Below are 12,553 nucleotides of genomic sequence, written 5' to 3' on the forward strand. Positions count from 1 at the left end.
ATGTCCAAAGCCGCCTGGCTGTTTTTGTGCCTGACCGTCGTGACTGCCGTGCTGGGCATGTCTACCTCGTCCCAGGACGCTCGCACCGCCGCCCTCATCACCAGCGTCGTGTTCGGCAGCTTCCTGCTGTTGACGCTGATCGTCGGCCGCCGAATCAGATTCGACCCCGTGCTGCGCTGATTTTCGCTCGCTGGCACACCTACCTTATGTCGCCTCGCACTAGCAAATCGGCAAATTGCCACTAGTCTTAAAAACAAGGGCAAAAGGCCATATCACGATACGATATGCGCCCCAAACCCCTTGGCAGCAACGGCTTGCGGGACGATGAATTGTGACGATCGCTCGCAAAAAAGTTTTCCAACCAGTCCGCAAAAAAGCAAATCAGTACTGGCATAAAGCCTTTAGGCAGTTCAATATTTGTCACAGAATTGACGCCAAGGAACCGGCAAAACTGAGGCATGATGCGGCCTCTTTGCAATTCAGGTTGAACTTTGGTCGTGAGCCTTGTCTTAACACTCATCTTGCGGCCAATTCCAATAACCGCTCCCCTGAACTAACCGGTTAAATATATGCGCCCATTGAAACAGGCAATTTATTCCAGCCGTACGGCTGACAAGTTCGTCGTACGTCTGCCAGACGGAATGCGGGAACGCATTGCCGAGGTGGCTCGCAATCATCACCGCAGCATGAACTCCGAAATCATCGCGCGCCTGGAGCAGAGCCTCATTCAGGAAGGTGCGTTGGGCGAAGAGCTAAGCATGCGCCTGGACAGCCCTGAGCTGTCACTGCACGAACGCGAACTGCTGCAGCGTTTTCGTCAGCTCTCCCACCGCCAGCAAAATGCCCTTGTCTCGCTTATTGCGCACGACGTTGAGGCGGCCGCAGAAGCCGAATGATCTGTTCCTGAAAGCCGAAGCCAGCCATGTGCTGGCTTTTTTTTGCGCGCAATTCGGGAAGGCAGTACTGGGCGGGGGCTGGGTTGCCCCCGCCGCGAGGGGTCAGAGCAGGAAGATCGTCGCCAGGCCAAGGAAGATGAAGAAGCCGCCGCTGTCGGTCATGGCGGTAATCATCACACTGGCGCCCATGGCTGGGTCGCGCCCAAGGCGTGCCAGGGTCATGGGGATCAGCACCCCCATCAAGGCCGCCAACAGCAGGTTAAGGGTCATGGCGGCGGTCATGACCACCCCCAGCGACCAACTGCCGTACAGCAAGTAGGCCACGATCCCGATCACCCCGCCCCACACCACGCCATTGATCAGCGCCACCGCCAACTCCTTGCGCATCAGGCGCGAGGTGTTGCCGGTATTGACCTGGTCGAGCGCCATGGCGCGCACGATCATGGTAATGGTCTGGTTGCCGGAGTTACCGCCGATCCCGGCAACGATTGGCATCAACGCCGCCAGTGCCACCAGCTTTTCGATCGAACCTTCGAACAGCCCAATCACCCGCGAAGCAATGAACGCAGTGATCAGGTTTACGGCCAGCCACGCCCAGCGGTTACGCAGGGAGCGCCAGACCGAGGCAAAAATATCTTCCTCTTCACGCAGACCCGCCATGTTGAGGACTTCGGTTTCACTTTCTTCACGGATCAGGTCGACCATTTCATCGATGGTCAGACGGCCGATCAGCTTGCCGTTCTTGTCGACCACCGGGGCCGAGATCAAGTCGTAACGTTCGAAGGCCTGGGCGGCGTCGTAGGCGTCTTCATCCGGATGGAAACCCACCGGATCGCTGGCCATCACGTCCGCAACCTTCTTCTCAGGGTCGTTGACCAGCAGGCGCTTAATCGGCAGCACGCCCTTGAGAATGCCTTCGTAGTCGACCACGAACAGCTTGTCGGTGTGCCCTGGCAGCTCTTTCAGGCGGCGCAGGTAACGCAGTACCACTTCCAGGCTGACGTCTTCGCGGATGGTGACCATCTCGAAGTCCATCAGGGCACCGACCTGATCCTCGTCATAGGACAGCGCGGAGCGCACGCGCTCACGCTGCTGGCTGTCGAGGGCTTCCATCAGCTCATGGACAACATCACGGGGCAGCTCGGGGGCCAGGTCGGCCAGTTCGTCGGCGTCCATCTCCCGGGCCGCGGCCAGAAGCTCGTGATCATCCATGTCGGCGATCAGGGTTTCACGGACGGAGTCGGATACTTCGAGCAGGATGTCGCCGTCGCGGTCGGCCTTGACCAACTGCCAGAGGGTCAGTCGATCATCCAGCGGCAAGGCTTCAAGGATATAAGCGACGTCGGCGGAGTGCAGATCATCGAGCTTGCGTTGCAACTCGACGAGGTTTTGCCGATGAACCAGGTTTTCGACGCGGTCGTGGTGCGGACCTTCCTGGCGGTGCGTGAGCTCTTCGACCACGCGCTGGCGCTGCAGCAGCTCAATGACTTGAGCCAGGCGATCCTGCAGGCTTTCTTGTGTTTTCTTTACTTCTACTTCGGTCATAGGCGAACTCCACTCCCAGCAGCGGGGCACGCCGGAAGGATCAATCAGTCAATTCATGATTGGTAAAACGGGGTACTGAGTAACTACTGGGTAAGTCCATGGAGGTGTTCCACAAGCCCCGGCGGGGCTGACGGGCGCAATGATACACCGCCCGCCGCTTTTAACGTCAAAAAACTGGTAAGAACAAGCGCTTGCGAGCCAAAGCTGAGAATTGGCCGCATCTATGAATTGCGACGCTGCCACGCGAATGGAAAACACATGGCGCGAGAAGAAAAGGTTTAATCCTACAAACCCCAGACGGCAAAAAGCCCGCACTAGGCGGGCTTTTTGTTTGTATGGTGCACTCGACAGGATTCGAACCTGTGACCGCTCGGTTCGTAGCCGAGTACTCTATCCAGCTGAGCTACGAGTGCAGATTGTGTTTTTAGACCAGATCACAACTGGTTGTAACCGAATCACCTGCATTGCTGCAACTGACTCTTAAATGGTGCACTCGACAGGATTCGAACCTGTGACCGCTCGGTTCGTAGCCGAGTACTCTATCCAGCTGAGCTACGAGTGCATTTGTTGCCGCGCATTATAGGCCGTTCAATCTCTATGTAAAGCGATTTTTTCGATTAATTTCAACAACTTATCGATAAATCCAGATTGCAACGTACTAAGCAAATAATGGCGGAGAACGGGGGATTCGAACCCCCGACACCCTTTTGAGGTGTACTCCCTTAGCAGGGGAGCGCCTTCGGCCACTCGGCCAGCTCTCCGCAACACGGGGCGTATATTAACCACGTTCATCCCCGTTTGCAAACATAAAAAACGATAAAAATTAAAGGCTTGGTTCTTCGTCCTTCTCTTTCTTGATCCGCAGATAGATTTCCTCGCGGTGGACCGCTACCTCTTTCGGAGCATTTACCCCAATACGCACTTGATTGCCTTTGACGCCGAGCACGGTCACGGTGATTTCTCCATCACCAATAATCAGGCTTTCTGCGCAACGACGAGTCAGAATCAACATACCTTTCACCTCACGCACTTCAGTTCAGGAACAACAGTCTGCAAAAAAAGGCCTTCGACCTACGGCTCAGCGGCCATAGCCCTACCAGCTAAGTATTGTCGAGCCCACGCAAAACAACATGCGCCCTACAAAAAAATGAAAGGCGCGGTAAACCGCGCCTTCCTGGCCTTGCATCACTCGCCCTGTCGGGCCGGAGCGTCCAGCTCAAAAGCGGTATGCAGTGCGCGTACAGCCAGTTCCAGGTACTTCTCTTCGATCACCACCGAGACTTTGATTTCCGAGGTGGAGATCATCTGGATGTTGATGCTTTCCTTGGCCAGGGCCTCGAACATGCGGCTGGCAACGCCGGCATGGGAACGCATGCCCACACCTACGATCGATACCTTGGCGATCTTGGTATCGCCGACCACTTCACGCGCGCCAATCCCGCTCGCAGTGTTCTGCAGGATACGCTCGGCCGCTTCGTACTCGTTGCGGTGAACGGTGAAGGTGAAATCAGTGGTGTTATCGTGCGAAACGTTCTGCACGATCATGTCGACTTCAATGTTCGCGCCACTGATCGGGCCGAGGATCTTGAATGCCACGCCCGGGGTGTCTGGCACGCCACGGATCGTCAGCTTGGCTTCATCGCGGTTGAAAGCGATGCCGGAAATGATCGGCTGTTCCATGGATTCCTCTTCATCAATAGTAATGAGGGTGCCCGGACCCTCTTTGAAGCTGTGCAATACGCGCAGCGGAACGTTGTACTTGCCGGCGAATTCCACCGCGCGGATCTGCAACACCTTGGAACCGAGGCTGGCCATTTCCAGCATCTCTTCGAAGGTGATCTTGTCCAGGCGCTGGGCCACGGACACCACGCGCGGATCGGTGGTGTAGACGCCATCCACATCGGTGTAGATCTGGCATTCGTCAGCCTTGAGCGCGGCCGCCAGGGCCACACCGGTGGTGTCCGAACCGCCACGCCCGAGGGTGGTGATATTGCCGTGCTCATCGACGCCCTGGAAACCGGCGACAACTACCACACGACCGGCCTTCAGATCAGCGCGAATCTTCTGATCATCGATCTGCAGGATGCGCGCCTTGGTGTGCGCGCTGTCGGTGAGGATACGCACCTGACTGCCAGTGTAGGACACGGCCGGCACACCGCGCTTGTTCAGCGCCATGGCCAGCAGGCCAATGGTCACCTGCTCGCCGGTGGACACGATCACATCCAGCTCACGCGGCAGCGGTTGTTGATCGCCGCTGATAGCCTTGGCCAGTTCGATCAGGCGATTGGTTTCGCCGCTCATGGCCGACAGCACCACGACGAGGTCGTCGCCGGCATCGCGGAATTTCTTAACCTTGTCGGCGACCTGCTCGATTCTTTCGACAGAGCCGACCGAGGTGCCTCCAAATTTCTGTACGATCAAAGCCATTTCTAAGCCGCCTCAGCCCGTAAAGGGGCGCCCAATAAACCAATCTTCCAGCAACCGAGCGAGCCCGCGACTAGACCACGGGCTCATTCACAGCGCCTTAAATGCCAGCCTCGACAAACGGCACGGTCAGGGCCAGGGCCGCGTCCAGGGCACCGGCGTCTACACCACCGCCTTGTGCCATGTCCGGACGACCACCGCCCTTCCCGCCCACTGCCGCAGCGGCTTGTTTCATCAAATCACCGGCTTTGAGTTGGCCAGTCAGGTCTTTGGTTACACCGGCAACCAGAACGACCTTATCCTCATGGACACTGCCGAGCAGGATCACTGCGCGGCCGAGCTTGTTCTTCAACTGATCGACCAAGGCCAACAACGCCTTGCCGTCCTGGCCGTCCAGGCGCGCCGCCAGGACGTTCACGCCCTTGACGTCCTGGGCGGAAGCCGACAGATCGTCGCCTGCCGCGCTGGCCGCCTTGGCCTGCAACTGTTCCAGCTGTTTCTCCAGCGCACGGTTGCGCTCCAGCACGGCGGACAGTTTGTCGATCAGATTGTCACGGCTGCCCTTGACCAGGCTGGCCGCTTCCTTGAGTTGTTCTTCACCCGCATTGAGGTAGGCCAGGGCCGCAGCACCGGTTACCGCTTCAATACGACGCACACCGGACGCCACACCGCCTTCGCTGATGATTTTCAGCAGGCCGATGTCGCCGGTACGGTTGGCGTGGATCCCACCGCACAGTTCAACCGAGAAGTTGCCGCCCATGCTCAGGACGCGCACGTTGTCGCCGTATTTCTCGCCGAACAGCGCCATCGCGCCCTTGGCCTTGGCGGTCTCGATGTCGGTTTCCTCGGTTTCCACCGCGGTGTTCTTGCGCACCTGGGCGTTGACGATGTCTTCCAGGGCCTTGATCTGCGCAGGCTTGATCGCTTCGAAGTGGCTGAAGTCGAAACGCAGGCGCTGGCTGTCGACCAACGAACCCTTCTGCTGGACGTGCTCGCCCAACACCTGGCGCAGTGCCGCGTGCAGCAAGTGGGTGGCCGAGTGGTTCAGCGCAGTGGCGTGGCGCACGTCGGCGTCCACCTGGGCGTCCACCGGCGAACCGACGATCAGGCTGCCCGACGCCAATACGCCGTGGTGCAGGAATGCGCCGCCGGTCTTGGTGGTATCACGCACATCGAAACGACCGGAAGACGCCTTGAGGAAACCGCAGTCGCCGATCTGGCCACCGGATTCGGCATAGAACGGCGTCCGGTCCAGGACCACCACGCCGTCATCGCCTTCATTCAGGACGTCGACCGACTGGCCGTCTTTATACAGCGCGATCACTTTGGCCGAACCGTGGGTGGCCGTATAGCCGGTGAACTCGGTGGCCACGTCAACCTTGACCAGGCTGTTGTAGTCCATGCCGAAGGAACTGGCGGAACGGGCGCGCACGCGCTGGGCTTCCATCTCGCGTTCGAAACCTTCCTCGTCGAGGGTCAGGTTGCGCTCGCGGGCGATGTCGCCGGTCAGGTCCATCGGGAAACCGTAGGTGTCGTAGAGTTTGAACACCACATCGCCCGGCACCACGCTGCCCTGCAGGCCGGCGAGGTCTTGCTCGAGGATTTTCAGGCCCTGTTCCAGGGTCTTGGCGAACTGCTCTTCTTCGGCCTTGAGCACGCGCTCGATGTGCGCCTGGTTCTGGGTGAGTTCCGGGAAGGCTGCGCCCATCTCGGCGACCAGCGCCGCGACGATCTGGTAGAAGAAGCTGCCGTTGGCGCCCAGCTTGTTACCGTGGCGGCAGGCGCGACGGATGATACGGCGCAGCACGTAGCCGCGGCCTTCATTGGACGGCAGCACGCCGTCGGCAATCAGGAAACCGCAGGAACGGATGTGGTCAGCCACCACTTTGAGCGATGCCTGGTCTTCATTGGCACAACCGATGGCCTTGGCCGCAGCGGCCAGCAGGCTCTGGAACAGGTCGATCTCGTAGTTGGAGTGAACGTGCTGCATCACCGCACTGATCCGCTCCAGGCCCATGCCGGTATCCACCGACGGTGCCGGCAGCGGGTGCAACACGCCATCGGCGGTGCGGTTGAACTGCATGAACACGTTGTTCCAGATCTCGATGTAACGGTCGCCGTCTTCTTCCGGCGAACCCGGTGGGCCGCCCCAGATATCGGCGCCGTGATCGTAGAAAATCTCGGTGCATGGGCCGCACGGGCCGGTGTCGCCCATGGTCCAGAAGTTGTCGGAGGCGTAAGGCGCGCCCTTGTTGTCGCCGATACGCACCATGCGCTCAGGCGGCACGCCGACTTGCTGGGTCCAGATGTCGTAGGCTTCGTCATCGCTGGCGTAGACGGTGACCCAGAGCTTTTCCTTCGGCAGTTTCAGCACGCCAGTGAGGAAGGTCCAGGCGAAGTTGATCGCGTCCTTCTTGAAATAGTCGCCAAAGCTGAAGTTGCCGAGCATTTCGAAAAACGTGTGGTGACGGGCGGTGTAGCCGACGTTTTCCAGGTCGTTGTGCTTGCCACCGGCGCGCACGCATTTCTGGCTGCTGACCGCGCGGGTATAGGCGCGCTTTTCCTGGCCCAGGAAGCAGTCCTTGAACTGGTTCATCCCCGCGTTGGTGAACAGCAGGGTGGGGTCATTGCCTGGGATCAAGGAGCTGGAGGCGACACGGGTGTGGCCTTGCTCTTCGAAGAAGCGAAGGAAGGCTTCACGGATTTCTGCGCTTTTCATTAGGTTCTTCCACGGAGTCTGAGGCCAAAGGCCAGTGCGCAACATCATCAGACGGAGCGACGGCAAAGGGCCGCATTATATCGGCCCTTTGCCGGTGGTACAGCGTGTTTATGTGATAGAAACAGTCAATTAGACAGTCTGCACGGTCATTTCCGAGAAAACTCGACGAATGCCTGCACCACTTGCTCGATCTGCGCACGGCTCACGTCCAGGTGCGTGACCATGCGCAGGCGCGGTGCGGCGCTCAACTTGATGCCGCGCTCGGCGGCAAACGTCTTCAGGGCCTGCGCCCGGTCGCCGAGCTGCACGTAGACCATGTTGGTCTGCACCGGCTCCACCGCATACCCGGCCTTGCGCAGTTCATCCCCCAGCCACTGGGCGTTGGCGTGGTCGTCGGCCAGGCGCTGCACCTGATGGTCAAGGGCATACAGCCCCGCCGCCGCCAGGGAACCGGCCTGGCGCATGCCGCCGCCGACCATCTTGCGCAAACGCCGCGCCTTGGCGATCAGCGCCGTGGAGCCGCACAACACCGAGCCAATCGGCGCGCCCAGGCCCTTGGACAGGCACACCGACACCGAATCGAAATGCTGGGTGATCTCCCGCGCGTCCACCTCGAGCCTGACCGCCGCGTTGTAGAGCCGCGCGCCGTCCAGGTGCAGGGCCAGGCCATGTTCACGGGTAAACGCACGTGCCCTGGCCAGGTACTCCAGCGGGAGCACCTTGCCCTGCATGGTGTTCTCCAGCGCCAACAGGCGGGTACGGGCGAAGTGGAAATCATCGGGCTTGATCGCTTCCAGCACCTGATCCAGGTGCAGGGAACCGTCCGCCTGCACTTCCAGTGGTTGCGGCTGGATCGAACCCAGCACCGCCGCGCCGCCGCCTTCGTACTTATAGGTGTGGGCCTGCTGACCGACGATGTATTCCTCGCCGCGCTCACAGTGGGCCATCAACGCCAGCAGGTTGCTCATGGTGCCGGTGGGCACGAACAACGCCGCAGCGAACCCCAGGCGCTTGGCCAGTTCGGCCTCCAGGCGATTGACGCTAGGGTCTTCGCCATACACGTCATCGCCGCTGACGGCGCTGGCCATCGCATCGAGCATGCCGGGGGTGGGTTGGGTCACGGTGTCGCTGCGCAGGTCTATCACGGTCATCAAACTGGCCTCTGATGGGTTGGGCGTTCTTTCGTACTGACGATTACTGCGGGTAAAGCCACGGAATATCAAGCCCTATGCTGCGTCAATCGAATATCAATCAAACAAACCGATATAGGCTATCGATACGGCAATCGTGCAGTTTCTGAAAAACCATGTTAAAAACTCTCCGCCGCCAGGGTTCTGGCGGCAACGTTCTCAGGGCGGGGTGCAATTCCCCACCGGCGGTAATTGCGCGCAATGTGCATAGCCCGCGAGCGCTTGGCGCCTCGAACTGCTCCGGCAGGACGGCGACAAGGTCAGCAGACCCGGTGTGATCCCGGGGCCGACGGTCATAGTCCGGATGAAGAGAGAACGGGATTGGCGCAAAAGGGCCGCGCGCTGAGTTCATGCCTGCATGACCCAGCTGTTCGTACCCTTAAATCCCATTCGATTCATAACGCCCTGTTTTTTTCTTAAACAGGAGTCAGAACATGCAACCCACCGCAATCGACAGCAAAAGCAAAAACCATCACGGCGAGCGCGTCGCGTTTATCCAGGCCTGCTGGCACAAGGATATTGTCGACCAATCGCGCAAAGGCTTTCTCAGCGAAATGATCGCCCTGGGTTACCAGGAATCGGACATCGATTTCTTCGAAGTCGGCGGCGCCTTTGAAATGCCCCTGCACGCCAAGCTGCTGGCCAAGACCGGCCGTTACGCCGGCATCGTCGCCGCGGCCCTGGTGGTGGACGGCGGCATCTACCGCCACGAATTCGTCGCCCAATCGGTGGTCAGCGGCCTGATGCAGGTTCAGCTGGAAACCGAAGTGCCGGTGTTCTCGGTGTCTCTGACCCCGCACCACTTCCACGCTGGCAGCGAGCACCACGCCTTCTTCCATGATCACTTCGTACACAAAGGCCAGGAAGCGGCGCGTACCTGTGCCGACACCTTGCACAAGGTACGTGCGATCCGCCGCAGCGAGCCGCGTGCCGTAGCAGTTTAAGCAACACCGCAAAACAAAATGTGGGAGGGGGCTTGCCCCCGATGGCGGTCTGTCAGTTAAAAATTTTCTGACAGTTACACCGCAATCGGGGGCAAGCCCCCTCCCACATTTGGATCCGGTTAAGGCTGAGATCTATGCCAGCCCGGCGTCCGTGGTCGGCACGATCAATATCCCTGCGCGCAAGCCATTCTTCACCTTCGGGTTCGGGAAGATGATGCGTGCGTCCTCCTCCTCGATCACCCAGCGGGTCTTGGCGACGTCTTCGGCGAGCAGATAGCCCTGGGCCAACGGCGAAAAGTTTTCCACGTCCGCCGGCAGGTGCAACAGGAATGCATCGCTGTGCTTGATGACTTCGCGGGACACGGCAAACAGCTGCAGGCCATCCAGGCTGCCGGTGTCCGGCTCGGTGCCTTCGATGATCTGCGTCAGCCGGGTTTCCAGGCGCGACACGTCCACATCCTGGTTCTGCCCGAATGGCCGCGCCTTGCCCAATTCCAGGGTAAAGGCCTCGGCGCCCAGTTGTTCATAGGTAAAGGCGGAGAAGGTGATCGAAGCTTTGTTCTGCAGCAGCACCGCCTGCATACCGGCGGCGCGCAAGCGGGCCAGTTCGTGGCGCGAATGCTGGCGCCCGTCCTTCCACGGGTAGAGGGCGAACTGCTCGACCTTCGAACCACGAATGGCGGTGTGCAGGTCGTAATGCAAGCGCGAGCGGCCAGGCAGGCTGAAGAAGCTGCGGGCCAATTGTTCCAGCTCGGCGGCGCGCATGGCTTCAGGGCCGATATTTTTTTCGTGACGGCCGTTGAACAGCCGGTTGACGTCCAGTTCGAGGTAACGCTCACCGCGGCGCATAGCCTCGGGGTTGCCGAACAGGAACAGAATACGGGTGCGGGGTTTGATCTGCCCGCGGGCGATGCCATGCAACAGGCGGTCGAGCAGTTCGATCGGCGCGGTCTCGTTGCCGTGGATGCCGGACGACAGCAGCACGTCGCTGCCGTTGTCCCGCGCTTGCGGCGGGCGCACTTCGAGCGCGCCTTCGCTGAGCCAGCGCATCTGCACGCCGTCGACAGTCAGTTGAATTTTTTGCGCCGGTTCACGACCGGCGAGAGTCAGTTCAAGGAGTTTGCCGAGGGCGAGCATAAGCAGCTTCCTTAGTGGTTGCAGCCTGGGCCGTGGACGTGATCGTCGTCATCACCCTCAACGTCGGCCGGTTCCATTTCCAGTTGCAGGCTCATCAGGTTGGTGGCCAGTGGGCGCATCAGCAGGTTGGCGTACTCGGCGTCGCCTTCTTCCACGTCCACACCGATCAGCAGTTGGCCACGGCCGTCGTGCTGAATCCAGACTTCCTTGCCCTGCCAGATCACGGCAACGCGGGTGCAGGAGGTTTGCAGCTGGGTGCCGTCGGTGTCTTCAAGGATCAGTTGCAGGGTATCGGTGCTCATAAATAGCTCTCGGCCGTGTGGCGTTAATTGATCTGGAAAGGATATACCGCGCCCAGTTTAAGGATTTGCGTCAGTTCATCCAATGCCGTCCGGCATTCAAGCAGCAATTGCGGGTCAGCCAGGTCGCTTTCGCGCAGGCTGTCGCGGTAGTGCTTGTCGACCCACTGGGTCAGCGTTTCATACAGCGGCGCGGTCATGATAACCCCTGGGTTCACCGCCGCCAGCTCGGTTTCGTTCAACGCCACGCGCAAACGCAGGCACGCCGGGCCGCCGCCGTTCTGCATGCTTTGCTTGAGGTCGAAGACCTTGACCTCGCGGATCAAACCACCGGCAGCGGTCAGACCTTGCAGATACTGCCAGACACGTGCGTTGGCGCGGCACTCTTCCGGCACGATCAATAGCATCGAGCCGTCGGCGCGGGTCAGCAATTGGCTGTTGAACAGGTAGGAACGCACCGCGTCTTCGACGCTGACCTGGGCACGCGGCACGCACACCGACTGGAAGTTGCCGCCCAGCTTGCCCAACTTGGCCTGCAACTCGGCAAGCATCGTCTCGGTGTTGAGGAACGCGTCCTCGTGATAGAACAGCATTTCGCCATTGCCCACCGCGATCACGTCGTTATGGAACACGCCGGCATCGATCACCGCCGGGTTCTGCTGGGCGAAGACCACGCCAGCGTCTTTCAGGCCGTGCAGGCGGGCGACGGCCTGGGAGGCTTCGAGGGTCTGGCGCGCCGGGTACTTCTGCGGCGCCGGGTAACGGGTGTCGAACGCGCTGCGGCCGAACACGAAAAACTCCACGCCGGCCTCGCCATAGTCACGGCAGAAACGTGTGTGGTTGGCCGCGCCTTCGTCGCCGAACTGCGCCACCGCCGGCAACGCGGCGTGGTGGGCGAAGTGTTTCGCATCGGTAAACATCGCCCCCAATACGCGGCTGGTGGTCGGGTGTTCGATGCTGCGGTGGTATTTGCAGTTGAGGTTGGCGGCGGTGAAATGCACGCGGCCATCCGCCGTGTCGGCGCTCGGGCTGACGGTGGCGGCGTTGGCCACCCACATGCTCGACGCCGAGCAGCTGGCGACCAGCAATGGCATGGCGTGCTTGGCCGCGTGCTGGATGACCTGGGCATCGCTGCCGCTGAAGCCGAGGTTGCGCAAGGCAGCCACGTCCGGGCGTTCCTGCGGCGCCAGCACGCCTTGCACAAAACCCATGTCCATCAGCGCTTTCATTTTCTGCAGGCCCTGCAACGCCGCTTCCTTGGGGTTGGAAGCTTGCTGGCTGTTGCTCTGGGACGCGACGTTGCCGTAGGACAAACCGCCGTAGTTATGGGTCGGCCCCACTAGACCGTCAAAATTGACTTCATAGGATTTCATCGGCGAGGCTCCACGAACATCTGTTT

Annotated in this window: 11 protein-coding genes, 3 tRNA genes and 1 riboswitch; of the genes, 3 read left to right on the plus strand and 11 right to left on the minus strand. The window is 60.1% G+C overall.

The features are described 5' to 3' along the window. Together ACP7E3_RS30655 and ACP7E3_RS30660 are read left to right on the plus strand one after the other, a co-directional pair. Window positions 1–180, plus strand: coding sequence for a PA3371 family protein (locus ACP7E3_RS30655; RefSeq protein ID WP_046382331.1), 180 nt, complete (start codon window positions 1–3; stop codon window positions 178–180). Window positions 181–569: 389 nt separating this feature from the next. Then, complete coding sequence (locus ACP7E3_RS30660; protein ID WP_017849200.1) at window positions 570–896, plus strand: Arc family DNA-binding protein; 327 nt, start codon at window positions 570–572, stop codon at window positions 894–896. Between the two features lie 102 nt (window positions 897–998). Here ACP7E3_RS30660 and mgtE read toward each other — a convergent pair whose 3' ends face one another. The 8 genes from mgtE to ltaE form a co-directional block, all read right to left on the minus strand. Further along, window positions 999–2,441, minus strand: coding sequence for a magnesium transporter (gene mgtE / locus ACP7E3_RS30665; RefSeq protein WP_046382330.1), 1,443 nt, complete (start codon window positions 2,439–2,441; stop codon window positions 999–1,001). Between the two features lie 336 nt (window positions 2,442–2,777). Beyond that, window positions 2,778–2,854, minus strand: a tRNA-Arg gene (locus tag ACP7E3_RS30670). A gap of 72 nt (window positions 2,855–2,926) precedes the next feature. Next, a tRNA-Arg gene (locus ACP7E3_RS30675) sits at window positions 2,927–3,003 on the minus strand. A 108-nt stretch (window positions 3,004–3,111) separates the two neighbouring features. Next, window positions 3,112–3,202, minus strand: a tRNA-Ser gene (locus tag ACP7E3_RS30680). 62 nt (window positions 3,203–3,264) lie between these two features. Then, complete coding sequence (csrA, locus tag ACP7E3_RS30685; protein WP_003175645.1) at window positions 3,265–3,453, minus strand: carbon storage regulator CsrA; 189 nt, start codon at window positions 3,451–3,453, stop codon at window positions 3,265–3,267. A gap of 173 nt (window positions 3,454–3,626) precedes the next feature. Continuing rightward, window positions 3,627–4,868, minus strand: a complete 1,242-nt coding sequence (locus ACP7E3_RS30690; RefSeq protein ID WP_017849202.1) for an aspartate kinase — start codon at window positions 4,866–4,868, stop codon at window positions 3,627–3,629. 97 nt (window positions 4,869–4,965) lie between these two features. Next, window positions 4,966–7,584, minus strand: coding sequence for an alanine--tRNA ligase (gene alaS, locus ACP7E3_RS30695; RefSeq protein ID WP_046382329.1), 2,619 nt, complete (start codon window positions 7,582–7,584; stop codon window positions 4,966–4,968). Between the two features lie 146 nt (window positions 7,585–7,730). Next, a complete protein-coding gene (gene ltaE / locus ACP7E3_RS30700) occupies window positions 7,731–8,735 on the minus strand; it encodes a low-specificity L-threonine aldolase (protein WP_108526647.1) in 1,005 nt (334 codons plus the stop codon). 190 nt (window positions 8,736–8,925) lie between these two features. Continuing rightward, window positions 8,926–9,095, plus strand: a riboswitch (FMN riboswitch). Between the two features lie 113 nt (window positions 9,096–9,208). On the opposite strand from ltaE, the gene ACP7E3_RS30705 reads away from it, so the two are divergent. Continuing rightward, the gene (locus tag ACP7E3_RS30705; RefSeq protein ID WP_017849205.1) at window positions 9,209–9,718 is read left to right on the plus strand and encodes a 6,7-dimethyl-8-ribityllumazine synthase; all 510 of its coding nucleotides are present in this window, start codon (window positions 9,209–9,211) and stop codon (window positions 9,716–9,718) included. Window positions 9,719–9,850: 132 nt separating this feature from the next. Here ACP7E3_RS30705 and astE read toward each other — a convergent pair whose 3' ends face one another. From astE to astB, 3 genes are read right to left on the minus strand one after another with little or no spacing between them, the layout of a single operon-like run. Continuing rightward, window positions 9,851–10,855 (minus strand): succinylglutamate desuccinylase, encoded by a 1,005-nt coding sequence (astE, locus tag ACP7E3_RS30710; RefSeq protein WP_426125381.1) that lies wholly within the window; start codon window positions 10,853–10,855, stop codon window positions 9,851–9,853. Window positions 10,856–10,866: 11 nt separating this feature from the next. Next, window positions 10,867–11,157: a hypothetical protein gene (locus ACP7E3_RS30715; RefSeq protein ID WP_017849207.1), complete on the minus strand. Its 291-nt coding sequence runs from the start codon at window positions 11,155–11,157 to the stop codon at window positions 10,867–10,869. Window positions 11,158–11,180: 23 nt separating this feature from the next. After that, entirely contained in the window at window positions 11,181–12,527 is a 1,347-nt protein-coding gene (gene astB / locus ACP7E3_RS30720; RefSeq protein WP_426125383.1) for an N-succinylarginine dihydrolase, read from the minus strand. Window positions 12,528–12,553: the final 26 nt, after the last annotated feature.

Origin of the sequence: Pseudomonas sp. PSPC2-3, assembly GCF_049898265.1 — a bacterium.
Taxonomy (GTDB): Bacteria; Pseudomonadota; Gammaproteobacteria; order Pseudomonadales; family Pseudomonadaceae; genus Aquipseudomonas; species Aquipseudomonas veronii.

Coding starts and splice junctions, on each gene's coding strand:
- ACP7E3_RS30655 (WP_046382331.1), top strand. CDS start 1: ATGTCCAAAGCCGCCTGGCTGTTTTTGTGCCTGACCGTCGTGACTGCC.
- ACP7E3_RS30660 (WP_017849200.1), top strand. CDS start 570: ATGCGCCCATTGAAACAGGCAATTTATTCCAGCCGTACGGCTGACAAG.
- mgtE (WP_046382330.1), bottom strand. CDS start 2,441: ATGACCGAAGTAGAAGTAAAGAAAACACAAGAAAGCCTGCAGGATCGC.
- csrA (WP_003175645.1), bottom strand. CDS start 3,453: ATGTTGATTCTGACTCGTCGTTGCGCAGAAAGCCTGATTATTGGTGAT.
- ACP7E3_RS30690 (WP_017849202.1), bottom strand. CDS start 4,868: ATGGCTTTGATCGTACAGAAATTTGGAGGCACCTCGGTCGGCTCTGTC.
- alaS (WP_046382329.1), bottom strand. CDS start 7,584: ATGAAAAGCGCAGAAATCCGTGAAGCCTTCCTTCGCTTCTTCGAAGAG.
- ltaE (WP_108526647.1), bottom strand. CDS start 8,735: ATGACCGTGATAGACCTGCGCAGCGACACCGTGACCCAACCCACCCCC.
- ACP7E3_RS30705 (WP_017849205.1), top strand. CDS start 9,209: ATGCAACCCACCGCAATCGACAGCAAAAGCAAAAACCATCACGGCGAG.
- astE (WP_426125381.1), bottom strand. CDS start 10,855: ATGCTCGCCCTCGGCAAACTCCTTGAACTGACTCTCGCCGGTCGTGAA.
- ACP7E3_RS30715 (WP_017849207.1), bottom strand. CDS start 11,157: ATGAGCACCGATACCCTGCAACTGATCCTTGAAGACACCGACGGCACC.
- astB (WP_426125383.1), bottom strand. CDS start 12,527: ATGAAATCCTATGAAGTCAATTTTGACGGTCTAGTGGGGCCGACCCAT.